Source organism: Lysobacter stagni, from assembly GCF_030053425.1.
GTDB lineage: Bacteria > Pseudomonadota > Gammaproteobacteria > Xanthomonadales > Xanthomonadaceae > Lysobacter_J > Lysobacter_J stagni.
This window is the reverse complement of record NZ_JASGBI010000001.1, coordinates 1,067,487-1,091,031: the sequence shown is the minus strand read 5'-3', so window position 1 is coordinate 1,091,031 and position 23,545 is coordinate 1,067,487. Positions and strand designations below refer to the sequence as shown.

At 67.7% G+C, this 23,545-nt stretch carries 20 protein-coding genes; 13 read left to right on the top strand and 7 right to left on the bottom strand.

The window, feature by feature from the left end:
• Positions 1–94: 94 nt before the first annotated feature.
• The 11 genes from QLQ15_RS04850 (at position 95) to rpmG (ending at position 8,588) form a co-directional block, all read left to right on the top strand.
• Positions 95–706 (top strand): 4'-phosphopantetheinyl transferase family protein, encoded by a 612-nt coding sequence (locus QLQ15_RS04850; protein ID WP_283211715.1) that lies wholly within the window; start codon positions 95–97, stop codon positions 704–706.
• Positions 707–800: 94 nt separating this feature from the next.
• Positions 801–1,463 carry a 16S rRNA (guanine(527)-N(7))-methyltransferase RsmG gene (gene rsmG, locus QLQ15_RS04845; RefSeq protein WP_283211714.1) on the top strand — a complete coding sequence of 221 codons (663 nt, stop codon included), beginning with the start codon at positions 801–803 and terminating at the stop codon, positions 1,461–1,463.
• A gap of 189 nt (positions 1,464–1,652) precedes the next feature.
• The gene (locus QLQ15_RS04840; protein WP_283211713.1) at positions 1,653–2,468 is read left to right on the top strand and encodes a ParA family protein; all 816 of its coding nucleotides are present in this window, start codon (positions 1,653–1,655) and stop codon (positions 2,466–2,468) included.
• On the top strand, positions 2,465–3,373 hold the full coding sequence (locus QLQ15_RS04835) for a ParB/RepB/Spo0J family partition protein (RefSeq protein ID WP_283211712.1): 909 nt from the start codon (positions 2,465–2,467) through the stop codon (positions 3,371–3,373). Before QLQ15_RS04840 ends, QLQ15_RS04835 begins: the two co-directional genes overlap by 4 nt.
• 15 nt (positions 3,374–3,388) lie before the next feature.
• Complete coding sequence (locus tag QLQ15_RS04830; protein ID WP_283211711.1) at positions 3,389–3,814, top strand: DUF4279 domain-containing protein; 426 nt, start codon at positions 3,389–3,391, stop codon at positions 3,812–3,814.
• Positions 3,815–3,838: 24 nt separating this feature from the next.
• Positions 3,839–4,837, top strand: coding sequence for an NAD-dependent epimerase/dehydratase family protein (locus QLQ15_RS04825; RefSeq protein ID WP_283211710.1), 999 nt, complete (start codon positions 3,839–3,841; stop codon positions 4,835–4,837).
• Positions 4,837–5,583 (top strand): glycosyltransferase family 2 protein, encoded by a 747-nt coding sequence (locus tag QLQ15_RS04820; protein ID WP_283213929.1) that lies wholly within the window; start codon positions 4,837–4,839, stop codon positions 5,581–5,583. Before QLQ15_RS04825 ends, QLQ15_RS04820 begins: the two co-directional genes overlap by 1 nt.
• Before the next feature lie 99 nt (positions 5,584–5,682).
• The gene (locus tag QLQ15_RS04815; RefSeq protein ID WP_283211709.1) at positions 5,683–6,024 is read left to right on the top strand and encodes a lipid-A-disaccharide synthase N-terminal domain-containing protein; all 342 of its coding nucleotides are present in this window, start codon (positions 5,683–5,685) and stop codon (positions 6,022–6,024) included.
• 120 nt (positions 6,025–6,144) lie between these two features.
• On the top strand, positions 6,145–7,899 hold the full coding sequence (locus QLQ15_RS04810; protein WP_432277774.1) for a DUF885 domain-containing protein: 1,755 nt from the start codon (positions 6,145–6,147) through the stop codon (positions 7,897–7,899).
• A 274-nt stretch (positions 7,900–8,173) separates the two neighbouring features.
• Positions 8,174–8,410 carry a 50S ribosomal protein L28 gene (rpmB, locus tag QLQ15_RS04805; protein WP_283211708.1) on the top strand — a complete coding sequence of 79 codons (237 nt, stop codon included), beginning with the start codon at positions 8,174–8,176 and terminating at the stop codon, positions 8,408–8,410.
• A gap of 13 nt (positions 8,411–8,423) precedes the next feature.
• Positions 8,424–8,588, top strand: coding sequence for a 50S ribosomal protein L33 (rpmG, locus tag QLQ15_RS04800; protein ID WP_158983112.1), 165 nt, complete (start codon positions 8,424–8,426; stop codon positions 8,586–8,588).
• Between the two features lie 196 nt (positions 8,589–8,784).
• Here rpmG and QLQ15_RS04795 read toward each other — a convergent pair whose 3' ends face one another.
• A complete protein-coding gene (locus tag QLQ15_RS04795; protein ID WP_283211707.1) occupies positions 8,785–11,706 on the bottom strand; it encodes a TonB-dependent receptor plug domain-containing protein in 2,922 nt (973 codons plus the stop codon).
• Between the two features lie 21 nt (positions 11,707–11,727).
• Positions 11,728–12,720 carry a helix-turn-helix transcriptional regulator gene (locus QLQ15_RS04790; RefSeq protein WP_283211706.1) on the bottom strand — a complete coding sequence of 331 codons (993 nt, stop codon included), beginning with the start codon at positions 12,718–12,720 and terminating at the stop codon, positions 11,728–11,730.
• Positions 12,721–12,835: 115 nt separating this feature from the next.
• On the opposite strand from QLQ15_RS04790, the gene cls reads away from it, so the two are divergent.
• On the top strand, positions 12,836–14,251 hold the full coding sequence (gene cls, locus QLQ15_RS04785; protein ID WP_283211705.1) for a cardiolipin synthase: 1,416 nt from the start codon (positions 12,836–12,838) through the stop codon (positions 14,249–14,251).
• 84 nt (positions 14,252–14,335) lie between these two features.
• Positions 14,336–17,806 (top strand): PAS domain-containing hybrid sensor histidine kinase/response regulator, encoded by a 3,471-nt coding sequence (locus QLQ15_RS04780; RefSeq protein WP_283211704.1) that lies wholly within the window; start codon positions 14,336–14,338, stop codon positions 17,804–17,806.
• A 9-nt stretch (positions 17,807–17,815) separates the two neighbouring features.
• On the opposite strand, the gene QLQ15_RS04775 is transcribed toward QLQ15_RS04780, so the two are convergent.
• The 5 genes from QLQ15_RS04775 to acs all read right to left on the bottom strand — a co-directional run bounded on the left by QLQ15_RS04775 (position 17,816) and on the right by acs (position 23,415).
• Positions 17,816–19,126, bottom strand: coding sequence for a PQQ-dependent sugar dehydrogenase (locus tag QLQ15_RS04775; RefSeq protein ID WP_283211703.1), 1,311 nt, complete (start codon positions 19,124–19,126; stop codon positions 17,816–17,818).
• A 99-nt stretch (positions 19,127–19,225) separates the two neighbouring features.
• Positions 19,226–19,669, bottom strand: a complete 444-nt coding sequence (locus tag QLQ15_RS04770; RefSeq protein WP_283211702.1) for a VOC family protein — start codon at positions 19,667–19,669, stop codon at positions 19,226–19,228.
• A gap of 33 nt (positions 19,670–19,702) precedes the next feature.
• Positions 19,703–20,539, bottom strand: coding sequence for a helix-turn-helix domain-containing protein (locus tag QLQ15_RS04765; protein ID WP_283211701.1), 837 nt, complete (start codon positions 20,537–20,539; stop codon positions 19,703–19,705).
• 35 nt (positions 20,540–20,574) lie between these two features.
• Complete coding sequence (locus QLQ15_RS04760; RefSeq protein WP_206861808.1) at positions 20,575–21,243, bottom strand: response regulator transcription factor; 669 nt, start codon at positions 21,241–21,243, stop codon at positions 20,575–20,577.
• A gap of 147 nt (positions 21,244–21,390) precedes the next feature.
• A complete protein-coding gene (gene acs, locus QLQ15_RS04755; RefSeq protein ID WP_283211700.1) occupies positions 21,391–23,415 on the bottom strand; it encodes an acetate--CoA ligase in 2,025 nt (674 codons plus the stop codon).
• Positions 23,416–23,545: the final 130 nt, after the last annotated feature.

Sequence of the window (23,545 nt, the reverse complement as noted above, 5' to 3'; positions counted from 1 at the left end):
CGCGGACATGTGGTGTTCCGTGTACCAGCGGCTTCGCCGCCTCCCCTGCGCTAGCTTACGCTGGGGGCCGTCTTCGAACCCATATGATCAGTTCATGTCGCTGTCCGCAGCCCCAACGACGCCCGCCGGCGGGACCGGGCCCGGCGTCGTGCGCTGGGCCTGGTGCCCCCATCCGCCCCGCGCGCCGGCCGAGCCGCTGGCGCGCGGCTGGCTCGCCGGCGAGCTTTCCCTATCGCCCGCCGACCTTCCGCTGGAGCGCGATGTGCGCGGCCGCCCGCGCCTGGGGGGCGCGCTGTCGGACTGGGACTGCAACTGGAGCCACAGCGGCGACGGGCTGCTGATCGCGCTCGGCCATCGCGTACAGGTGGGCATCGACCTGGAGCGGATACGTCCGCGGGGCCGCGCCCTGGAACTGGCGCAGCGTTTCTTCACCGGCCCCGAGCTGGCATGGCTGCACGCGGCCCCGTCCACGGCCGTGCGCGATCACGGCTTCCTGCGCCTGTGGTGCGCGAAGGAAGCGCTGTTGAAGGCGCACGGGCACGGCATTTCGTTCGGCCTGCATCGCCTGCGCTTCGCCGAGCAGGACGGCGTATTGCGACTGGCCGAATGCGACCCTGCGCTGGGCCACGCCGAGGACTGGTCGCTGCAGGAGCTGCGGCCGGAGCCGGACTACCTGGGCGCCCTGGCCTGGCGACGGACGGACTGATCCCCCGGATCGCGGCGCCGCGGGAGACGCGCAGGAGCGGCGCCTGCGGCCGGTCAGTTACCCTTTCCCGAATTCCGCCCCCCGCTCCGGCTCCATGAACACCCCCGCCCCTCTCGACCCGTCGCTGCGACGGACGCTGGACGATGGTCTGCGCGCGCTCGCGCTGGACCCCGCCGCCGCGACGCCGCTGCTGGACTACCTGGCGCTGCTGCTGCGCTGGAACCGCACCTACAACCTCACCGCCGTGCGCGATCCGCACGAGATGGTGACCAAGCACCTGCTCGATTCGCTGGCGATGCACCCCTTCCTCGACGATCTGGCCGCGCGCGGCGGGCGCCTGGCGGACCTGGGGACCGGCCCCGGACTTCCCGGCATTCCGCTGGCGATCGTCAAACCGGGCCTGCAGGTCACGCTGGTGGAGAGCAACGGCAAGAAGGCGCGGTTCATGCGCGAGGCGATCCGCCAGCTGGGCCTGAAGGACGCGCGCGTGGCCGAATCGCGCATCGAAGCGGTGGACGAACCCGGCGCGTACGACGCGATCACCGCGCGCGCGTTGGCCACGCTGCCGTTGATCCTCGAACTGGGCGGCCACCTGCTCAAGCCCGACGGCCGCCTGCTGGCGATGAAGGGCGTCTACCCCGCCGACGAGATCGCCGCGCTGCCGGCCGGCTGGGCCGTGCAGGCCTCGCACCCCCTGCGCGTGCCGGGGCTGGACGCCGAACGCCATCTGGTCGTGATCGGCCGCACGGCTCCGTAAACCGATCGGAACCGCCCGTCTGAAGGCGGGCACCGCAAGTGCTTGATCCGGCGTCGCACTCGCCGGATCGGCACCGATCGCCGCCCGTACAGGAACGGGCGAGGGCGCGCGCGAGTTCCCATCCGGGCATAATCACCGGTCCGGCCCCACGCCGGTCTCATTCCGCATACACAGCCCAGGACGAGCCGCATGGCCCGCATCATCGCCGTTGCCAACCAGAAAGGCGGGGTCGGCAAGACCACCACCGCCGTCAACCTGGCCGCCGCCCTGGCGAAGACGCCCAAGCGCGTTTTGCTGGTCGATCTCGATCCCCAGGGCAACGCCACCATGGGCAGCGGCATCGACAAGCGCGAGATCGAGGACACGATCTGCGACGTGTTGCTGGGCGAAGCCGACGCGACCTCGATCCTCAAGCGCACCGCCGAGGAATTCGACCTGCTGCCGGCCAATATCGAGCTGACGGCGGCGGAAATCAGCCTGATGAGCGAAGCGGGCCGCGAGCAGCGCCTCAAGACCGCGCTCGCGCCGCTGCGTGCGAACTACGACTTCATCCTGATCGACTGCCCGCCGGCGCTGTCGCTGCTCACGCTCAATGCGCTGACCGCCGCGGATTCGATCATCGTGCCGATGCAGTGCGAGTACTACGCGCTGGAAGGCATCAGCGCACTGATCGACACGATCGATGCGCTCAAGGCCAACCTCAATCCCGCGCTGGAGATCGAAGGCGTGCTGCGCACCATGTTCGACGTGCGCAACAACCTGGCCAACGCCGTCTCGGCGGAACTGACCAAGCATTTCGGCGACCGCGTCTTCCGCACCATCGTGCCGCGCAACGTGCGCCTGGCCGAAGCGCCCAGCTACGGCCAGAGCATCGTCGGTTACGACCGCGCCAGCCGCGGCGGCATCGCTTACATGGGGCTGGCGGGCGAAGTGCTGCGCCGCCAGCGCGAGCGCGAACAGGCCGGCAAGGCCGCCCGCGCCGAAGCGAAGGAGACGACTGCATGAGCGTAGCCAAGAAGCGCGGCCTGGGCCGCGGCCTCGAAGCACTGCTGGGCCCCAAGGCCGCCGCCGAGGCGCCGGCGCTGGAGGCGGTCGAGGGCGACATCCTGCGCCACCTGCCGGTGGATGCACTCACGCCCGGCAAGTACCAGCCGCGCAAGCACTGGGACCAGGAAAAGCTGGAAGAGCTGGCCGGGTCGATCAAGGCACAGGGCGTGATCCAGCCCATCGTCGTGCGCGACCTGGGCGGCAAGCGCTACGAGATCATCGCCGGCGAACGCCGCTGGCGTGCCTCGCAACTGGCGGGGCTGAGCGAAATCCCGGTCGTCATCCGCGAAGTCGACGACCGCACCGTGGTCGCGATGGCGCTGATCGAGAACATCCAGCGCGAGGACCTCAACCCGCTGGAAGAAGCCAACGCGCTGCAGCGGCTGATCGACGAGTTCGACCTGACCCACGCGCAGGCCGCCGAGGCGGTCGGACGTTCGCGTGCCGCGGTGTCCAACCTGCTGCGCCTGCTGGAGTTGCCCGCCGAGATCCGCGTGCTGCTGGAAACCCACTCGCTGGAAATGGGCCATGCCCGCGCCCTGCTGGCGCTTGCGCCGCAGGCTGCCATCGCACTGGCACGCCAGGCCGCCGAACACGGCTGGTCGGTGCGCGAGGTCGAACACCGCGTGCAGCAGGTGTCCGCCGGGGTGATCCCGACCAGCAGCACGGCCAAGCCCAAGGCGGCCAAGGCCAAGCCGCAGGCCGACATCGCCGCGCTGGAACGCGAGCTGTCCGAATCGCTCAGCACCAAGGTCAACGTGTTGCATGGCCGCGGCGGCAAGGGCCGGCTGGTGATCCACTACACCGACCTCGATTCGCTCGAGGGCGTGCTGGAACGGCTGCGCGGCACCGTCACGGAGTAAGTTCGAGGTGTCGGCATGAACCCGTACCGCTACCGGGTTGCACTGCGCGCGATGCATCCGCGCGACGACCTGCGTCCCCTCTTCGATCAGCTGGGCCTGACGCCGGAACGCACCTGGCGCGCCGGCGAACCGCGTTCCACGCCCGGCGGCGCGCCGCTGGACGGTGTGTACCGCGAGAGCTACGCCTACACGAATCTGACACTCGGATCGCGAAACTGGTCGGATGAGGATCTGCAGGACTACCTTCGTGGCGTGCAGCAGCGACTGGCGATGCACCGCGACGCGCTGCACACGTTCTTCATCCGCGGCGGCCGGTGCGGCCTGTCCATCGGCCTGTCGGGCCAGGACAGCTTCGGATTCGAACTGGACCCGTCCCTGGGCGCCGGCCTGGCGGATCTCAAACTGACCCTGGGCTTCGACATCCACCCGTTCCCGGACTGACTTTCCTCTCCCAACACGACCCAGATGGCTGATACCTCCCCCGGCACCATCCTCGTCACCGGCGCCGCCGGCTTCATCGGTGCATACACCTGCCGCGCATTGAAAGCGCGCGGCGCCACCGTCGTCGGCCTGGACAACTACAACGACTACTACGATCCGCAGATCAAGCGCGACCGCGTGGCCGCGCTCTGCCCGGACGTGGACATCCGCGCGCTCGACCTCACCGATCGCGACGGCCTGGCCGCGCTGTTCGACGAGATCGCGCCCACGCAGGTGATCCACCTCGCGGCGCAGGCGGGCGTGCGTTATTCGCTGAGCAACCCGCACGCGTACGTCGACAGCAACCTCGCCGGCTTCGTCAACATGCTGGAGCTGTGCCGTCATCGCGGCGTGCAGCACCTGGTGTATGCCAGCTCCTCGTCGGTGTACGGCGATTCGGCCACGCCGCCGTTCTCCGAGGACCAGCGCATCGACCAGCCGCGTTCGCTCTATGCGGCGACCAAGGCCGCCAACGAGCTGATGGCGCACACCTACGCGCACCTCTACGGCCTGCGCGCGACCGGTCTGCGCTTCTTCACCGTGTACGGACCGTGGGGCCGACCTGACATGGCGCCGTTGCTGTTTTCGCGCGCGGTGCTGGCGGGGCGGCCCATCGACGTCTTCAACCACGGCAAGATGCGGCGCGATTTCACCTTCGTCGACGACATCGTCGCCGGCGTGCTCGGCGCGCTCGACCATCCGCCGCCGACGCATCTGCCGCCACCGGCCGTTCCGCACCGCGTGTTCAACCTGGGCAACCACACGCCAGTGGAACTCGAGCGCTTCATCGCGGTCATTGAACAGGCCGCGGGCACCGCGGCGCAGAAGGTGTACAAACCCATGCAACCGGGCGACATGATCGAGACCATGGCCGACACCCAGCGCGCGCAGGAAGCGTTCGGCTTCGAACCGGCCACGTCCATCGAGACCGGCCTGCCCCAGGTCGTGGCGTGGTGTCGCGACTACTTCGGTGACAAGGCGTGATGCCCGTGAGCACATCCCCCCAGCTTTCCGTGGTGGTGCCGGTGTTCAACGAGCGCGACAACGTCGCGCCGCTGGTGCACGAGATCACCGCCGCATTGCGCGGCCGCGCGGCGGACGACGGCGGCAACTTCGAGATCGTCTACATCGACGACCGCTCGCGCGACGACACCCTCGCCGTGCTGACGGCGCTCAAGGCCGAAGTGCCCGAGTTGCGCGTGGTGCACCACGAAAGCCAGAGCGGCCAGAGCACCGCGATCCGCACCGGCGTGAAAGCCGCGCGCGGCACGTGGGTGGCCACGCTGGACGGCGACGGCCAGAACGATCCGGCCGACATTCCCAAACTGATCGCCGAACGCGCCCGCGCGGCGTCCGACATCAAGCTCTTCGCCGGCTGGCGCGTGAACCGCCAGGACAGCGGCAGCAAGCGCTGGGCATCGAAGTGGGCCAACGCGATCCGCGCGCGCATGCTGCGCGACGACACGCCCGACACCGGCTGCGGCATCAAGCTGTTCGAACGCGCGGCCTTCCTCGACCTGCCGTACTTCGACCACATGCACCGCTACCTGCCGGCGCTGATGCAGCGCGCGGGCTGGAAGACGGTGAGCGTGCCGGTGAACCACCGCGCGCGTTCGACGGGCGTGTCCAAGTACAACAACCTCAACCGTGCGCTGGTGGGCATCCGCGACCTTCGTGGCGTGGCCTGGCTGATCACGCGCAGCAAGATCACCCGCACCCGCGAAATCTGATAGACAGGGCGGGCCGTCGCGCGGCCAGCGGTCGCCGGCGGCGCCGCATGCCCTGCGCTCCGCTTCCGGACCGGACACACGCCTCCACGGGACCGCGCCATGGAATTCGACTTCATGAACCACCCCATCGCCTGGCTCGAATGGACCGGGCTGCACATGTCGCCGTGGAAGATCATCGGCCTGACCGGCGCGCTCATGTTCGGCGGCCGCTGGCTGGTGCAGTTCCTCGCATCACGTCAGTACGGACGCCCCGTGATTCCCCGCCTGTTCTGGTACATGAGCCTGGTGGGCAGCGTGATGACGCTGAGCTACTTCCTGTTCTCACAGAAGCAGGACTCGGTGGGCGTGATCCAGAACCTCTTCCCGGCCTTCACCGCAGCCTACAGCCTGTACCTGGACATCAAACACCGCGGCTGGAAGCGCGACCGCGCCAGTCACTGACCCGACGGGGGCGTACGCATCGGGACCTGTGACGGGGAGCCGCCCAAAACCCCGGCATCCCGCCAACCACGGCATGGCCCGGAATGCGAAGATCGGCGCTTGCCCATCCAGGTCCTTGCCGTGAAACGACTGCTCCTCGCCACCGCGCTGTCGGCCCAGCTCGCCCTTCTCTCGTCCACGGCCGTGGCCGGTCCGGTCGACGACCGCTTCGAGGCCATCTACACGAAGGAATGGAAGTGGCGACAGGACGAGCTGGCGATGTCCGACGAGGACAGCGACACCTCCGGCAGCCGCCACCGCCTGCCGTCCGTGGATGCCGCCTCGCAGAAGGCGCGGCTGAAGGTGTGGGATGACGTGCTGGCCCAGCTCAAGGGCATCGACGCCGCGCAGCTGGATACGCAGAACAAGGTGAATTTCGAGGTGTACCAGTCGCAGGTGGAGAACCTGGCCGCCGACGTGCGACTGCGCGGATACGAGATGCCGTTCAATTCGGATTCCTCGTTCTGGTCCAACCTGGGCTTCATGGCGCGCCGTCCGATGCGAACCAGCGAGGACTACCGCGCCTACATCGATCGCCTGCGCGACGTGCCGCGCTACTTCGACCAGAACATCGCGAACATGCGTGCCGGCCTGTCGCGCGGTTTCAGCGTGCCGCGCGCGGTGCTCGACGGACGCGACGGTTCCATCACCGCCGTCGCCGACCTGAAGGATCCGCAGGAATCCAAGTTCTACGATCCGTTCAAGCGCATGCCGGCATCGATCCCCGCCGACGAGCAGGCCCGTCTGCGCGCCGATGCGTCGGCGGCGATCGGCGAGAACGTCATTCCCGCGTACGCGAAGCTGCTCACCTTCTTCCGCAAGGAATACGTGCCCAAGGCCCGCACCACGCTCGGCGCCGAGCAGATGCCCGACGGCAAGGCCTATTACCGCCAGCAGATCCGCGAATACACCACGCTGGACCTGAGCCCGGAGGAGATCCACCAGATCGGCCTGAAGGAAGTCGCGCGCATCCAGGCGGAGATGGACGCGATCATCCAGCAGGTCGGCTTCAAGGGCAGCTTCGCGGATTTCCTGGCGTTCCTGCGCACCGACCCGCAGTTCTATGCGAAGACCCCGCAGGAACTGCTGGATCGCGCCGCGTGGATCTCCAAGCGCGTGGACGGCGAGGTCGGCAAGTTCATCGGCACGTTGCCGCGCGGCCGCTTCACCATCGTCCCGGTGCCGCCGGACATCGCGCCGTTCTGGACCAGCGGTCGTGGCGGCGCGGGCACGTACTGGGTCAACACCTACGACCTGCCCTCGCGCCCGCTCTACAACCTGCCCGCGCTGACGCTGCACGAGTCCGCACCGGGCCATGCGCTGCAGGGCTCGCTGGCCAAGGAGCAGGGTGAGCTGCCCGAGTTCCGCCGCGAAACCTACATCTCGGCCTACGGCGAAGGCTGGGGGCTGTACAGCGAGAAGCTCGGCGTGGAGATGGGCATCTACGAGACGCCCTACGAAGACTTCGGCCGCCTGACCTACGAGATGTGGCGCGCCTGCCGCCTGGTCATCGACACCGGCGTGCACCACAAGGGCTGGACCCGCGACCAGGCGCTGGCTTACCTGCGCGATCGCACCGCGCTGAGCGAACACGAGGTCACCACCGAGGTCGACCGCTACATCTCCTGGCCGGCCCAGGCGCTGAGCTACAAGCTGGGCGAGATCACCATCGTCCGCCTGCGCGAGGAGGCCGAGAAGGCGCTGGGCCCGAAGTTCGACGTGAAGGCCTTCCACGACGCACTGCTCAGCGAGGGCTCGGTGCCCCTGCCGGTGCTGGAGGAACAGGTCCGCGCGTTCATCCGCACGTCCGCCACGGCCACGGCCAAGGCGGACTGAGTCCGGCCGCGCGCCGGTATGGCGGCGACACCCGGCCGCCACAGGGCCTGTGGATAAGTGCTTGCCCGGGACACGGTTCCCGGGCATAATGCGCGGCTCGCTGCGTCCGGTCTGCCCTTGTGGCCACGACCGGGCGGGACCCGGAAGCACGATTCCGCCCCGCCACCGGCAGCCAGGAAATCCAACCCGCATCGTGCACCGCCGCCGGAAGTCCGGAAGCGGAGGGGCCGCCGCCTCCCTGGCCAAGGGAAGCCCATTACCTCTCGAGGTGCGTATGTCCCGTGTATGCCAAGTAACGGGCAAGCGAACGACGACTGGCAACAACGTCTCGCATGCCATGAACAAGACCCGCCGCCGTTTCCTCCCCAACCTCCACGAGCGCCGCTTCTGGGTCGCTTCGGAAAACCGTTGGGTGAAGCTGCGCGTTTCCAGCGCTGCCCTGCGCACCATCGACAAGAACGGCATCGACGCCGTGCTGGCCGACATGCGTGCCCGCGGCGAGAAGATCTGAGGAGAACTGAACCATGGCTTCCAAGCGCGACAAGATCCGCCTGATCTCCTCGGCCGGCACCGGCCACTTCTACACCACGGACAAGAACAAGAAGAACACGCCGAACAAGATGGAGGTCAAGAAGTACGACCCCGTCGTTCGTAAGCACGTGACGTACAAGGAAGGCAAGATCAAGTAAGCCGCCTTCCGGCTTGTTCGATGCGATAAAGCAAAAAGCCCGCCGAAAGGCGGGCTTTTTGTTTGGGCGTATTCCGGGCATGCGCGGCCGCTGCCCAACTTCATGCGCGTTGCCGGCGTACAGGAAAGGAGTTCACAAAGCACTACGGCCCCTTGCGGGGCCGTAGTGGTACTGCTTGTTGCGGTGAGACTGCCGATCAGAAGCGCTGCTGATACTTCAGGTAGTAGAAGCGACCGATGTCGAAACCACCGTAGTAGTCGAAATCGCTATTCGGATCGCTGTACATGACCGGACCCTGATGGTCGAACACGTTGTTCGCGCCCACGGCCACGGTCGCATTCCAAGGCGTGTTGTAACGGAACTGCACGTCATGGAACGTGTTGGCGCCGCGCTCGTGGGAAGGCTGCTCCAGCGTGTACGCAGACACGAAGCCCGGGATGTTGCATTCCGGTCCACCCTGCAGGTCATACGCGCATGCCTCTCTCATACTCGAGTAATAGCGCGTCGACCAAGAAGCGCCGAAGTCGCTCTTCGTCCAGTCGATCGTCAGGTTCGAGCGGATCCGGAAGTTGGAACCCCAGCCGGTGTACAGAATGACCGGGGTATCCGTTTCGTTGTCGCGCTTGTACTCAAGATAGTCGACATAGGTCGACTTCCAGTCGATCTTGAACTGACCGATGGAGGTCTCAGGAAGGCGATAGGCCACCCCCAGGTCGTAGCCAGCCGACTCCTGATAGCCACCGTTAACCAGCGTACGTGTCGCATCCACGACCTGGCCGGTCTTGGTGTCACGCTCGAAGCCAGCGCATGCAATGTTCTGTACGTAGCACGCGTTGAGGATGGAGGTGACGGATTCCGAGGCAATGACGTTATCGATCCGGATCTTCCACCAGTCGAGACTGACGTCCAGGCCTTCAGCCCAGGCGGGGCTGTAGACAAAGCCAATGGTGGAACTCTTGGACGTTTCCGGCGTCAGGAGCGGATTGGACCCGGACAGATACGCATAATTCGACTGCGCACCCGGTCCACTCGCCGGCGCGCCGCCCGAGGCTTCCTGACGGAAGTTCGCCGGCACACTACCCACGCAACGGGTGGCCACGTCGGCGTTACGCGTCGCCGCACCAAACAGCGTGTCGCAAGGGTCGGTGTAGCTGTCGAACGTTTCGCTGGTGCCGCCATACAGGTCGGACACCGTCGGCGCACGGAAGCCCGTGGAGTACGTGCCGCGCACCAGCAGGTCGTCGATCGGCTTCCACTTGAGGCCGAACTTGCCGTTCACGGTGTTGCCGAAGGTGTCGTAGTCGGAGTAGCGACCCGCAACATCGAACGAGAGCTCCTTGGCGCCGGCCACATCCGCGAGGATCGGCACGTTGAACTCAAGGTAGAACTCATTCAGGGAGTAGCCTCCTGCCGTCACGCCACCGGACAGGTCCGTGGAAAGGCCCGACTGGTTCAGCGCATCCGGCTCGTACCGGGCTTGCTCGCGCCTGTGCTCGAAACCGGCGGCCATACCGACGTCGCCGGCCGGCAGAGTGCCCAGGACGCCGCTGATATTGGCGCTGTAGACCTGAGTGGTGGTCTCGGAAGTGTCATGGCTCGGCAGGAACAGATAGGCCTGCAACGCCGGATCCGAAAGGTTGCCGGCAGTGGCGGCGCCATATGGCGAAAGCGGGTTCCAGGGCACGCAACCTTCGATCGCCGCGCCCGCACCGCCACACCTGATCACACCATCCGCATCGAGGAACGACGGACCCACGGCATCCTCAACGTGAGGAAGGAACAGATTGCCGGTGCCGGTCTTGAGGCCCTTGTTCTGGTTGTAGACATAGCCGGCATCCCAGTCCCAAGGCTTGTTGCCGATGTCGAAGGAGCCTTCGAAGCCCCCCGAGAAGCGATAGGTCGTCAGTTCCGAGCGAGTCTGACGCGGCACTTCCCAAGTACGACGCTGGAAGGTGATGTTCTTGCCCAGCGGGTTGAAATAGCTCGTCGCGGCCAGCGGAGTGCCGTAGGCCGAGGAACGGTAGGGATAGCCCGCGATCTGCTGCAGCGTCTCGCGATGCGTGTAGAGGGCATCCGCGGTGAAGCGCACGTTGTCGGTGATGTCGTATCCGCCATTGGCGAAGAGCGACCGACGCTCGATGCCCGTCTGCAGCAGCATCTGCGCGTTGGAGTTGGCGTAGTCGGAGGCGTTGGTCGGGTGGTAGTCGGCGAACTTCGCCGGGTCGCCGCCTGCATCCACAGACCAGCTGCGACCGATGCCCTTTCCACAAAGCGCCTCAGTGGAGACTGAGGGCAGACCGCCGCCACAAGGACCGCTCGAGATCACACCGCGCGCAGAGACCGCACTCCATCCGTTCGATGCGACCGTGCCGTTGGCAAGGTCAATGGGAGCGGGATGGTAGGGGCCCTGACCGTAAGCACTGAACGGACGGGCAGATGCTGCGACCGGATCTTCCTTGGTGTACTCCGCTCCCAGCATGACCGCGCTGCGTTCGCCCGCGCTTCCCAGGATGAAGCTGTAGACCTGCTTATCACCGTCACCCTGGCCGTACTGACCAATGTAAGCGCTGGCTTCCGCACCGTCGAAGTTCCTGCGCGTGATGATGTTGATCACACCAGCGATCGCGTCAGAGCCATAAAGCGCCGACGCACCATCCGTCAGCACTTCAATGCGCTCCACCGCTGAGGTAGGAATCGAAGCCAAGTCGGAGTACCCACCCGAGCTGACGCCCATGCGCTTGCCGTCGATCAGCACCAGCGTGCGTTGGGGGCCCAGATTGCGCAGATCCACGTACTGGCCGCCAACCTCTTCGCCGGAGGCCAGCGCATCAGCGCGGCTGATCGCAGGCGAGCCGGCCGCGCTGATGTTCTGCACGATGTCCGCAACACTGGTGAAGCCCTGCTTCTGGATGTCGGCCCTGCTCAGGCTGATGACCGGCTGTGCGGTTTCGATGCTTGCCTGGCGGATGCGCGAGCCGGTTACCGTCACGGCATCGAGCGTAGTGGCGTTCTTCTCCGCAGCTTCCTGTGCGCTTGCCATCACCGGCGCCAGCGCGATCGCAATGCCGAACGGCAGCATGCCGACGCGCACGGCGGCGCGCTTGTTGTATTGCTTCATCTGTACTTCTCTCCCGCCGCGTTATGGGCGTGTTAAACGTCCAGTCACGTTAGGGCGGGAGGGGGAATCGGCGTTTTTCCGGGCGTAGCCGACCGAATCGCCGGGGGCGGCGATGTGATTTGCCCGCGCCGTTCCGCAGGTTTGCGCGTCGTGGCGAAAGTGCTGTCCACCTCGGTAGTCCGTCGCCGTCATGCCGAAGCGCGCGCGGAAGCTGCGCGCGAAGCTGCAGTTGTTGTCGAAACCGGACGCCACGCTGACCTCGCCGATGGTCATCGGCGTGGAGACCAGCAGGTTCGCCGCGTGCTCCAGTCGCATGGCCGCGGACGCCGACTGAGGGCTCTCGTCGTACAGCTTGTGGAACACTTTCGAGAAGTACCAGACCGAGAACTGCGTCCTCTCCGCCAGCTCGCTCACGCGCACCATGCGATCGCAGTTGCCCTCCAGGTACAGGCGGGCGCGCTGCATGCGGTCGAATACCTGTCGCTTGCGTCCGAGCGACGGGCCAGGGCAGCGCTGCAGGCGCGAGCGGTACTCGCCCTGCATCGATTCCAGATGCAGCAGAAGGCAACGGAGTGGCGCGTCCATGCGAGGCGGGGAGGCGCCCTTGTCCAGATTCGCCGCCAGCCGATGCCATAGCCGCGTGTAGGTGCGCACGTCACGCTGCGCCAGGTGCCCCCGACCCGCATGCAGGCCGAACTCCGAGAACTGTGCCATCGCCTTCATCGCATCGTCAGCGACGGACACCCCGACGCACAGGCCGCCCGGGTCCGCCTGCAGGGTCGGGTGCGAGTCGCGCGACAGGGCAATCCAGTCGCCGCGACGCAGGAAGAAGCGCCCTTCCTTCGCCTCGACCCACGCCTGGCCGCGCACCTGCACCCAGATCGACCATTCCTGGGCGGCCAGTTCGATGCTGCCCAGACGGGACGCCGCCATGCAACGCGCCCACGCGCCCTGCGACGGCCCCTCCAGCATCGCCCTTCCAAGATCTGCCCACTTCCAGTTCATTCGTTTCATGCATGCCGCCTTTGACAAAGGCCTTGAGCCTGGGCGGCGTATCCATTGGCGGCCATGGGAACGTTCCCAAATGCACCACGCCAATGTCGTATGCGGAACGTGCTCCAATGCCGGCATGGGCTTCGACCTGATCCCCGGTTACTGGCTGTTCCTGCTGGACTGGCTGATCCGGCTGGCGGCGCTGGCGTGGATCCCGGTACGCAGTCCACCGGCGGCGGCGCGCAGCTGGTTGCTGCTGGTCGGGTTCGTGCCGCTGTTCGGGCTGCCGCTCTATCTGGTGCTGGGACATCCATGGCTGGCGCGGGTGCGACGCCAGCGCCAGGCGCATGCCTCGCAGCTGATTCGCGATCGCCAGGCCGGCCTGGGCGCGCTGCGCTGGTCGCCCGGACAAAGCGACACCGAGGACATCACGCGACTCATCGAGCGCCTGGGCGATTTCATGCCCATGCAGGGCAACTCGGTCGAGCTGCTCGACGACTACGACGCGTCGCTGGCCTCGCTGATTGCCGACATCGATGCCGCCCGCGAGGAAGTGCACCTGCTGTACTACCTCATGTTCGATGACCGCAGCGGCCGCGCCGTCGCCGACGCGCTGGTGCGCGCCGCCGCGCGCGGCGTGCGGTGCCGCGTGCTCCTCGATGCGGTGGGTGCCAAGCCGGGCCTGCGCGCGTTCCGGCGTCCGCTCACAGCGGCCGGGGTCGAGGTCCACGCGATGCTCGCCGGTGGGCTGGCCTGGCGCAGCCTGTCGCGCATGGACCTGCGCAACCATCGCAAGCTCGCGCTGATCGACCGGACGTGGGGCTATGTCGGCTCGCAGAACCTGGCCGACGCCACCTTCGTGCGCGAGCATCCCAATCGCGAGCTGGTCGCACGCGTTCGCGGGCCGGTGGTGCGGCAGATCGCGGCATTGTTCGCGAGCGACTGGTTCATCGAGACGGGTGAGCGGCTGACTCTGGATGCCTTCGTCGACACGCTTGCCGGAAACACGCCAGCCCAGCTGCTTCCGGGCGGCCCGGCGTATCCGTTCGAGAATGCGCGCAACGTCGTGGTCGCGCTGATCCAGCGCGCGAGGCAGCGCGTGGTGCTGACCACGCCCTACTTCGTGCCGGACGACGTCACCCTCGGCGCGCTGCGCGTGGCGGCGCTGTCGGGCGTGGAAGTGCAGCTGATCCTGTCGCTGAGCAACAACCAGCGGCTCACACGCTGGGCCCAGCGGTCGTACTACGACGAACTGCTGCAGGCCGGCGTGCACATCGCCCTGCACCGTCCGCACTTCCTGCATGCCAAGCACCTGAGTGTCGACGGCCGCATCGCGCTGATCGGTTCGATCAACCTCGACATCCGCTCCTTCGCCCTCAATGCGGAGGCGGGACTGGTCTGCTTCGATCCGGCCGTGACAGCCCGCCTGCACGCGGTCCAGGACGGCTACCTGGCCGATGCGCAGCGGGTCACGCTCGAGGACTGGCGGCGCCGGCCACGCTGGCATCGCAGCGTGGAAGGCATTGCCCGTCTTGCCGATTCCCTGATCTGACGCGCGCGTTCAGCCCCCGCGGCCGAGCCCGCGGGCGCGGGCCGTTCTACACTCGGTCCGTCATCGCACGAGGAAGGACGCAGGGTGATCCCGGGTTGGATTCTGCTGCTGGTGTCGGCGGGCTACGTCGGCGTGCTGTTCGTGGTCGCCTACTACGGCGACCAGCGCGAGACCACGCCCAAGGCGCGCTGGTTGCGACCGGCGGTGTATTCACTGGCGCTGGCGGTGTACTGCTCGTCGTGGACCTTCTACGGCGCGGTGGGTACCGCGGCCCGCACGGGGCTGGGCTTCCTGCCGATCTATCTCGGCCCGTTGCTGATGCTGGCCTTCGGCTGGCGAATCCTGGAACGTCTGGTCCTGATCTCCGGCGAGCACCGCATCGTCTCGATCGCCGACTTCCTGTCCTCGCGCTACGGCCGCGCGCCTGGGCTGGCGGCGCTGGTGGCGGCGGTCGCGCTGACCGCCGCGGTGCCTTACGTCGCACTGCAGTTCAAGGCCGTGGCGATGAGCGTGGAAGTGCTGGCCGATGTGCCCAGCGATGCCGGCCTGCTGTCCGATCCTGCGTTCTACGTCGCGCTGCTGCTGGCGGTGTTCGCGATCCTGTTCGGCACGCGCCAGATCGATGCCACCGAGCACCACCGCGGCATGGTGCTGGCGGTCGCGCTCGAATCGCTGGTGAAGCTGCTGGCCTTCCTCGCCATCGGCGTATTCGCGCTGTTGCACCTGCCGGGCTCGGGCAACCTGCTCGAACGGATGGTGCAGGCCGCGCCGGTGGTGATGGCACCGGGTCTCCCGGCGGGCTTCGTCGCGCAGACGTTGTTGGCTTTCACCGCCATCGTGTGCCTGCCGCGCCAGTTCCATGTCGCGGTGGTCGAATGCCAGGACCCATCCGACCTTCGCTCCGCGCGCTGGCTGTTCGGCGCGTACCTGGTGCTGATCTCGCTGCTGGTGGTGCCGATCACGCTGGCGGGCCAGAGCCTGCTCGCCGGCACCGGCGCCTCGCCGGACACCTACGTTCTGGCGCTGCCACTGGCGCTGAAGCAGGAAACGCTCGCGCTGATCGTCTACATCGGCGGCTTCTCCGCGGCGACCGGCATGGTGATCGTGGCCAGCGTCGCGCTGGCGACCATGGTCAGCAACGACCTGATCATGCCGCTGCTGCTGCGCGGCGGCGCCCTGCACGGACGCGCCCCGAACGAGAGCATCGGCATCGACAAGCAGGTGCTGTGGGTGCGGCGCGTCACCATCTTCGTGCTGGCGATGATGGCCTACGGCTATCACCGCGGTTCGGCCTATTACGCCGCGGGCGAGGACACGCTGGCGCAGCACGGCCTGCTCGCATTCGCCGCCGTCGCGCAGTTCGCACCGGCGTTGATCGGTGGCCTGTACTGGCGCGGCGCGAGTCGCGCGGGCGCGTTCGCCGGCCTGTTCGCCGGCACCGTGCTGTGGTTGTACACACTGCTGCTGCCGGCGCTGGCCCGGGGCGGCTGGCTCGCGACCGGGTGGATCGAACAGGGGCCGCTGGGCGTGGACTGGCTGCGTCCTGAACAGTTGTTCGGCCTGCACGGGTGGGACCCGCTCACGCACGGCACATTCTGGTCGCTGCTGTTCAACGTCGGCGTGTTCGTGTTCGTGTCGGTGCGGCAGCGCCCGCGCTTGCAGGAGCAGTTGCTCGCCGCGCCTTTCCTCGACCCCTACGTGCAGCGGCCCGCGCTTGGGCCCGGCGGTTGGGCGGGCAGTGTGCGCGGCGGTGAACTGCTGGCGTTGGCCGAACGCATCGTCGGTGAACGCCACGCGCGTCGCGCGTTCGAGGAGTATGCACAGCAGCAGGGGCGTGCCTGGCAGCCGGAGGAACCCGCGGATCGCGCGCTCGCACAGTTCACCGAACGCCTCCTGGCCTCGGCCATCGGTGCCGCCTCGGCGCGACTCACGCTGACCACCGCGCTGCGCGGCTCAGGCATGGAGCTGGGCGAAGTGGTGGCGCTGCTGGACGAGGCGAACCAGGAGCTGCGTTTCAACCGGCAGATTCTCTCGACCACGCTGGAGAACATCAGCCAGGGCGTCAGCGTGGTGGATGCCGAGATGCGCCTGGTCGCATGGAACCGCCGCTACCAGGAGCTGTTCGAATACCCCGACGGCATGCTCTACGTCGGCCGCCCCGTCACCGACCTGATCCGCTGGAACGCCGAACGCGGCGAGATGGGGCCCGGCGACATCGAGGAGCAGGTGCGGCGCCGGCTCAACCACCTTCGCGCGGGCGCGCCGCACGTGTTCGAACGCGTGCGCGCGAACGGCCAGGTGATCGAGATGCGCGGGCGCCCGTTGCCGGGCGGTTATGTCACCACCTACAGCGATGTCACCGACTACAAGCGCGCCGAGCAGGGCCTGCGCGAGGTCAACGAAACGCTGGAGCAGCGCGTGGAGCTGCGAACTCGGGAAGCCGAGGCCGCACAACAATCCAAGACGCGCTTCCTCGCCGCGATCAGCCACGACGTGCTGCAGCCGCTCAACGCCGCACGCCTGTTCGCCAGCGCGTTGCGCGAAACGCCGGATTCGAGTGAGCAGGCACGCCTGGCCGAGCGCGTCGATGCCTCGCTGCGCGCCGCCGAGGACCTGCTCGACGGCCTGCTCGACATCTCGCGCCTCGACGCCGGCGCGCTGCGTATCGAGATCACCGACTTCGACGTCAACGAGCTGCTGCGCGAACTGGTGGCGCAGTACGCGCCGGTCGCTGCGGGCCGCGGTCTGCAGCTGCGCGTACGCGCGCCGGATCGCCCGCGTCCCGTGCGCAGCGACCGTCGACTGCTGCGACGCGCGTTGCAGAACTTCCTGGCCAACGCACTGCGCTACACGCGCGAAGGCGGCGTGCTGATCGCCGCGCGCATCCGCGACGGTGCGGTGGAGCTGCAGGTGTGGGACAGCGGTCCGGGCATTTCCGAGCACCATCTGACGCAGATCTTCGACGAGTTCCGCCGCTTCGAGCAGCCCAGCCTGGGCGGCGAGCGCGGACTCGGCCTGGGCCTGTCGATCTGCCAGCGCATCGCCCGGACGCTCGAGCATCCGTTGCGCGTGCGGTCCCGTATCAACGTGGGCAGCGTGTTCTCCATCACCGTGCCCTTTGGCCGCGCGATGTATGTCGCGCCGTTGCCGGAGCCGCACCTGGTGGTCGGCGGCGATTCCCTCGCCGGGCTGCGCGTGCTGTGCGTGGACAACGATCGGGAGATCCTCGATGGCATGCGCAGCCTGCTTCAGCGCTGGGGCGTGGTCGCGCTGACCGCCGCCAATGCCGACGAGGCGCTGGCACTGTTGCCGCAGCAGCCCGACGTGGCGCTGGTGGACTACCACCTGCACGATCGACTGGACGGCCTTGGCGTGATCGATGCATTGCGCGCGCAATGTGGACGCACGCTGCCCGCCGCCCTGCTCACCGGCGATGGCAGCGATGCGTTGAAGATCGCCGCGCGCGAGCATGGCTGCCGCGTGCTGACCAAGCCGGTCAAACCGGCTTCGCTGCGTGCGTTCCTCGCCGCGCAACGACAGGCCGTGCAGGCCTGACAGCGCGCGTCAACGCGCCGCGCTGACGCGCCAAACCGTGTTGCCGACATCGTCGGCGACCAGCAAGGCGCCATCGCGCGACACGGCCACGCCTACCGGCCGCCCGCGCGCATGGCCATCGCCATCGAGGAATCCGGTCAGGACCTCGGTCATGGCACCGCTGGGCCGGCCGTCGCGGAAGGGTACGAACACCACCTTGTAGCCGCTGCGCGGCTCGCGGTTCCACGAGCCGTGCAATCCGATGAACGCGCCTTCCGTGAAGGCATCTCCCAACCGGTTACCGGTGGCGAAGGCCAGGCCGAGCGCCGCGACGTGCGCGCCCAGCGCGTAATCCGGCACGCGCGCCGTGGCGACAAGGTCGGGTCGTTGCGGCTTCACGCGTTCGTCGACGTGATTTCCCCAGTAGCTGTAGGGCCAACCGTAGAACGCGCCTGCATCCACACGCGTGAGGTAGTCGGGGACCAGATCGCTGCCGAGCTCATCGCGCTCGTTCACCACGGCCCAGAGGGCACCGCTGCGTGGTTCCCATGCAAGGCCGACGGGATTGCGCAGTCCGCTGGCGAAGACGCGGCGCGTGCCGGAGGCCGGATCCACCTCCAGCACCGCGGCACGATCGACTTCGGCCTCCATGCCGTTGTCGGCGACGTTGCTGTTGGAACCCACGCCGACATACAGCCGCGCGCCGTCCGGGGATGCGAGCAGGCTCTTGGTCCAGTGATGGTTGAACTGGTTTCCACCGCCGGGCAGGTCGACGACCTTCTGCGACGCGCCGCCCGCAGCGCGTTGCCCCGCAACGTAAGGGAACCGCACCAGCGATTCCGCATTGGCCACGTACAACGTATCGCCCACCAGCGCCATGCCGAAGGGCGAGACAAGATTTGCGGCGAAAACACTGCGCGTCTCGGCCACGCCGTCGCCGTCGGCATCGCGAAGCAGGGTGATGCGATTGGCGCTGGGCACGCCGGAGCCCGCTTTCTTCATCAACGAGCCCATCACCTTGCCCTTGATGCCACCGATGCCGCGCTTGCCCGGAGGCGCATTGCTCTCGGCCACCAGCACGTCGCCATTGGGCAGCACGTACAACCAACGCGGGTGATCCAGCCCGGTGGCGAATGCGACCACCGACAAACCAGCTGCCGGCGTCGGTGTTTCGCCGTTCGCCCAACCGGTGGCGGTCGCGACGTTCACCGTGGGGAACACACCCTGCGAAGGCGTCGCGATGACCGGCCTGGGGCCGGTGTCCTCGCCGGAACGCAACGTCGCCTGGCCGCCACAACCCGCCAGCGCGAGCACTATCAGGATCCACGTCGTCCGTTTCACCGCACCTCCACACAGGCGACCATCGTGACGGCATCGACCAGTACGCCGGGAGCCGTGCAACGCGCGTGATCGGCGCGGGATGCGTTCAGCCGGCGGACATCAGCAGGGCGCGGTCAATGCCGCGAAGCGTCGCTGCATTTCCTGCGCATCGACGTCCTCGATGCTATGGCCGATGTTCCACCGGTGCCCCTGCGGATCGCGCACGACACCCGAGCGCTCGCCGTAGAACTGGTCGCGCGCGGGCATCACCAGTTCCGCGCCGGCGGCAAGCGCGCCGGCGATCACGGCATCGGCGTCATCCACATGCACATGCAAGGTCACGCTCGACGGCGACGCGGGATCGGGCGGGAGGATGCCGTACTCCGGGTACGGCTCGCAGAGCATCAGCGTGGTACCGTCGACCGTCACTTCGGCATGGCCGATGCGCCCACCGGCATCGACCAGCCGCAACGTCTCACTGGCGCCGAACACGTCACGGTAGAAGGCGATGGCGGCCTGCGCATCGCGCACGCACAGATAGGCGAACAGCTCTCGTGTGGCCATGACACACCTCGCGGCAATGATGTCGGGAACACCCTAGTCGGCGCGGGCCGGGGCGTCTTGAACGAAATTGACCCGGGGCACATGCAGGCTGCCACGCACGGGCGCGGCGAGGTACTCGCGTGGCGTGATGCCCGCCAGCGCGCGGAACTCGCGATTGAAATGCGCCTGGTCGCTATAGCCGGCATCGAGCGCCAGCCCGTCCAGCGGGCGTGCCGCGGCAAGCAGGCGCAACGCACGGCGGAAGCGCTTCACGCGTGCGTACTCCTTCGGGGCCAGCCCTGTGGCCGCGCGGAAGCGCGCGATCAGGTGGCGATGGCTGCATCCGCTCGCGGCGACGATCTCGCGCACCTTGGCATCGCCCTCGTCCAGTTGTTGCATGGCCTGGGCTATCGCAGGGTGCATCGCGCGCACCGGACGCAGGCGATCGAGCAGCGCACGCTGCAACGCTTGGATCCGCGCGCGCGCATCCGGTTCGGCACGGAGTTGTTCGAGCAGGCGTTCGACGTCGTGCACGCTCCACAGATCATCGAGCGCGATGTGCCGCGCACCGAGTTCGTCCGCATCGCAGCCGAGCAACGCCTGTGCCGCGCCGGGCCGCAACAGCACGCCCACCGACGACGCCGGTGCCGCCTGCTTGATGTAGAAGCCGGGGCGCGCGCCGCATACGGTGGCCGGGCGCATGCCCTCGCCCATGGAGTCGTTCGCCTCGCGGAACAGCCGCATCGGCGCATCGCCCAGCCGTATCGCCAGGTGCATGCGGCCACTGGGCAGCACGTGTTCGCGATACGCGACGCCACCCGACGCAGCATCGCTCGCCCACAGGGCTTCGACGAACGGGCGCAACGCGGCGATGGGTCGCTGCAGGCTCATGCGCCGAATCTACACCCGGCAGCGGGGGTGCGGCGTCAGTCCGCCTCTTCCGGCGGCGGCACGATCGCGCCCGGGTCCAGTGCGAGACGGCCGGCGATCAACACCGCCTGCGTGCGGTTGCTGGCGCCAAGCTTGCGCAGGATCGCGGTGACGTGCGCCTTCACGGTGGCCTCCGACACGCCCAGTTCGTAGCCGATCTGCTTGTTGAGCAGGCCCGCACCCAGCATCTGCAGCACGCGGAACTGCTGCGGCGTGAGATCGCGCAGGCGTTGCGCGGCGTCGTGTTCGTCGGCGTGCGCCGCCGGCGCGGAGAGCGCGACCGATGGCGCCCAGCGATCGCCATCGAGCACGCGCGTGATCGCCTCGCCCAGCGTTGCGGCGTCGGCGGATTTTGGTATGAAGCCGACCGCACCGTGATCGAGCGCGCGACGCATCACCGTGGGCTCCTCACGCGCGGACACCACCACGATGGGCAGCTGCGGATGCAGCGCGCGCAGGTGCACCAGCGCACTGAAGCCCTGCGCGCCGGGCATGTTGAGGTCGAGCAGCAGCAGGTCCGCGTCGGGCTCGGCCTCGACCAGCGTGTACAGCGCCTCGACGCTGTCCGCCTCGCGCAGCTGCGCATCGGGCAATACGCGTGCGACCGCACCGCGCAGTGCTTCGCGGAACAGCGGGTGGTCGTCGGCGATGAGGAGTGTGGGCATGAGTTCCGATCGGAGTTTGCTCCCTCCCCTGTGTACAGGGGAGGGTTGGGGAGGGGTGCGAAGCCGCATCGCGGCGAGCCTCGGCGCTTGCGCGCCATCGAACCCCCTCCCGACCTCCCCCTGCAAGCAAGGGGAGGAGAAGTTACCTCACGGCACGCGCCGTTCCTTCACCAGCGATTCGACCACGCTCGGATCGGCCAGCGTGCTGGTGTCGCCGAGCTGGTCCGGTGCGTTCTCGGCGATCTTGCGCAGGATGCGGCGCATGATCTTGCCCGAGCGCGTCTTCGGCAGGCCCGGCGCCCATTGCAGGTGGTCGGGCGTGGCGATCGGCCCGATTTCCTGGCGCACGTGCGCGATCAGTTCCTTGTGCAGCGCGTCGGTCGGCGCTTCGCCGGCGATCAGCGTCACGTAGGCGTAGATGCCCTGGCCCTTGATGTCGTGCGGGAAACCGACGACCGCCGCCTCGGCCACCTTCGGGTGCGAGACCAGCGCGCTCTCGACCTCGGCGGTGCCGATACGGTGACCGCTGACGTTGATGACGTCGTCGACGCGACCGGTGATCCAGTAGTAGCCGTCGGCGTCGCGGCGGCAGCCGTCGCCGGTGAAGTAGGAGCCGGGGTACGTACGGAAGTACGTGTCGATGAAGCGCTGGTGATCGCCGTAGACCGTGCGCATCTGGCCGGGCCAGGAGTCCAGCAGCACCAGGTTGCCCTCGGCCTCGCCTTCCAGGCGCGCGCCGTTGGCATCGACCAGCGCCGGCTGTACGCCGAAGAACGGCAACGTGGCCGAGCCGGGCTTGAGGTCGATCGCGCCGGCCAGCGGAGTGATGAGGATGCCGCCGGTCTCGGTCTGCCACCAGGTATCGACAATGGGGCAGCGCGAGTCGCCGACGACTTCGTAATACCAGCGCCATGCTTCGGGATTGATCGGCTCGCCCACCGTTCCCAGCAGGCGCAGCGAGGCGCGCGAGGTCTTCGCCACCGGCTCGTCGCCATCGCGCATCAGCGCGCGGATCGCGGTGGGCGCGGTGTAGAAGATGGTCACCTTGTGCTTGTCGATCACTTCCCAGAAGCGCGAGACGTTCGGGTAGTTCGGCACGCCTTCGAACACCAGCGCGGTCGCGCCATTGGCCAGCGGGCCGTAGACGATGTAGCTGTGTCCGGTGACCCAGCCCACGTCGGCCGTGCACCAGTAGATGTCGTCCTCGCGCAGGTCGAACACGGTTTCGTGCGTGTAGCTGGCGTACGCAAGATAGCCGCCGGTGGTGTGCAGCACGCCCTTGGGCTTGCCGGTGGAACCGGAGGTGTAGAGGATGAACAGCGGGTCTTCGGCGTTCATGCGCTCCGGTGCGCATTCGGTCGGTTGCCCGTCGACGACCGCGTCGTACCAGCGGTCGCGCGGCATCTGCATGTCCACGGCCGAGCCGGTGTGGCGCACGACGAGCACGGTTTCCACCGTGTTGGTGCCGGGCATCTTCAGCGCGGCATCCACGTTCGCCTTCAGCGGCACCTTCTTGCCGCCGCGCAGGCCTTCGTCAGCGGTGATGATGAGCTTGCTCTGGCAGTCGGCGACGCGGTCGGCAATGGACTGCGGCGCGAAACCGCCGAACACCACCGAGTGGATCGCGCCGACGCGCGCGCAGGCCAGCATCGCCACCACGGCCTCGGTGATCATCGGCAGGTAGATGGTGATGCGGTCGCCCTTGCGCACGCCCAGCGAGCGCAGCGCATTGGCCAGCTGGCACACGCGCGCATGCAGCTCGCGGTAGGTGACGTGCTGCGAGGGCGTGGACGGATCGTCCGGCTCGAACAGCAGCGCGGTCTTGTCGCCGCGCGTGGCCAGGTGGCGGTCCAGGCAGTTCACGCTGGCGTTGAGTTCGCCGTCCTCGTACCAGCGGATGCGGAAATCGTCCAGGTTGTAGCTGACGTCCTTGATCTTCGTCGGTGCGCGGAACCACTCCAGCCGCTGCGCGACCTGGCCCCAGAACGCCGAGGGATCCTTCACCGATTCAGCGTAGAGGCGCTGGTACGACTCGCGCGTGACCCGCGCCTGGGCGGCGAAGTCCGGGTCGATCGGATAGACGGTGGCGGGATGGTTCATGACGTACTCCGGGACGGCATTCGGTGTGGGCGACGCGGCCGCGCCAGCGGTCGGAAGCCCAGTGTGCCGCATTCACCGTCCCGCCTCATCCGGGCCGGTTTAGACGTTAGTCGTAAACCCCTGCCACAGGCCGTCGCCTACGACCAATGGGGAATGGTTGTGCAGCGCGATGGCCCAGCAGGCTGACCCGACCCGTGCATTG

Coding starts and splice junctions, on each gene's coding strand:
- QLQ15_RS04850 (WP_283211715.1), top strand. CDS start 95: ATGTCGCTGTCCGCAGCCCCAACGACGCCCGCCGGCGGGACCGGGCCC.
- rsmG (WP_283211714.1), top strand. CDS start 801: ATGAACACCCCCGCCCCTCTCGACCCGTCGCTGCGACGGACGCTGGAC.
- QLQ15_RS04840 (WP_283211713.1), top strand. CDS start 1,653: ATGGCCCGCATCATCGCCGTTGCCAACCAGAAAGGCGGGGTCGGCAAG.
- QLQ15_RS04835 (WP_283211712.1), top strand. CDS start 2,465: ATGAGCGTAGCCAAGAAGCGCGGCCTGGGCCGCGGCCTCGAAGCACTG.
- QLQ15_RS04830 (WP_283211711.1), top strand. CDS start 3,389: ATGAACCCGTACCGCTACCGGGTTGCACTGCGCGCGATGCATCCGCGC.
- QLQ15_RS04825 (WP_283211710.1), top strand. CDS start 3,839: ATGGCTGATACCTCCCCCGGCACCATCCTCGTCACCGGCGCCGCCGGC.
- QLQ15_RS04820 (WP_283213929.1), top strand. CDS start 4,837: ATGCCCGTGAGCACATCCCCCCAGCTTTCCGTGGTGGTGCCGGTGTTC.
- QLQ15_RS04815 (WP_283211709.1), top strand. CDS start 5,683: ATGGAATTCGACTTCATGAACCACCCCATCGCCTGGCTCGAATGGACC.
- rpmB (WP_283211708.1), top strand. CDS start 8,174: ATGTCCCGTGTATGCCAAGTAACGGGCAAGCGAACGACGACTGGCAAC.
- rpmG (WP_158983112.1), top strand. CDS start 8,424: ATGGCTTCCAAGCGCGACAAGATCCGCCTGATCTCCTCGGCCGGCACC.
- QLQ15_RS04795 (WP_283211707.1), bottom strand. CDS start 11,706: ATGAAGCAATACAACAAGCGCGCCGCCGTGCGCGTCGGCATGCTGCCG.
- QLQ15_RS04790 (WP_283211706.1), bottom strand. CDS start 12,720: ATGAAACGAATGAACTGGAAGTGGGCAGATCTTGGAAGGGCGATGCTG.
- cls (WP_283211705.1), top strand. CDS start 12,836: ATGGGCTTCGACCTGATCCCCGGTTACTGGCTGTTCCTGCTGGACTGG.
- QLQ15_RS04770 (WP_283211702.1), bottom strand. CDS start 19,669: ATGGCCACACGAGAGCTGTTCGCCTATCTGTGCGTGCGCGATGCGCAG.
- QLQ15_RS04765 (WP_283211701.1), bottom strand. CDS start 20,539: ATGAGCCTGCAGCGACCCATCGCCGCGTTGCGCCCGTTCGTCGAAGCC.
- QLQ15_RS04760 (WP_206861808.1), bottom strand. CDS start 21,243: ATGCCCACACTCCTCATCGCCGACGACCACCCGCTGTTCCGCGAAGCA.
- acs (WP_283211700.1), bottom strand. CDS start 23,415: ATGCGGCACACTGGGCTTCCGACCGCTGGCGCGGCCGCGTCGCCCACA.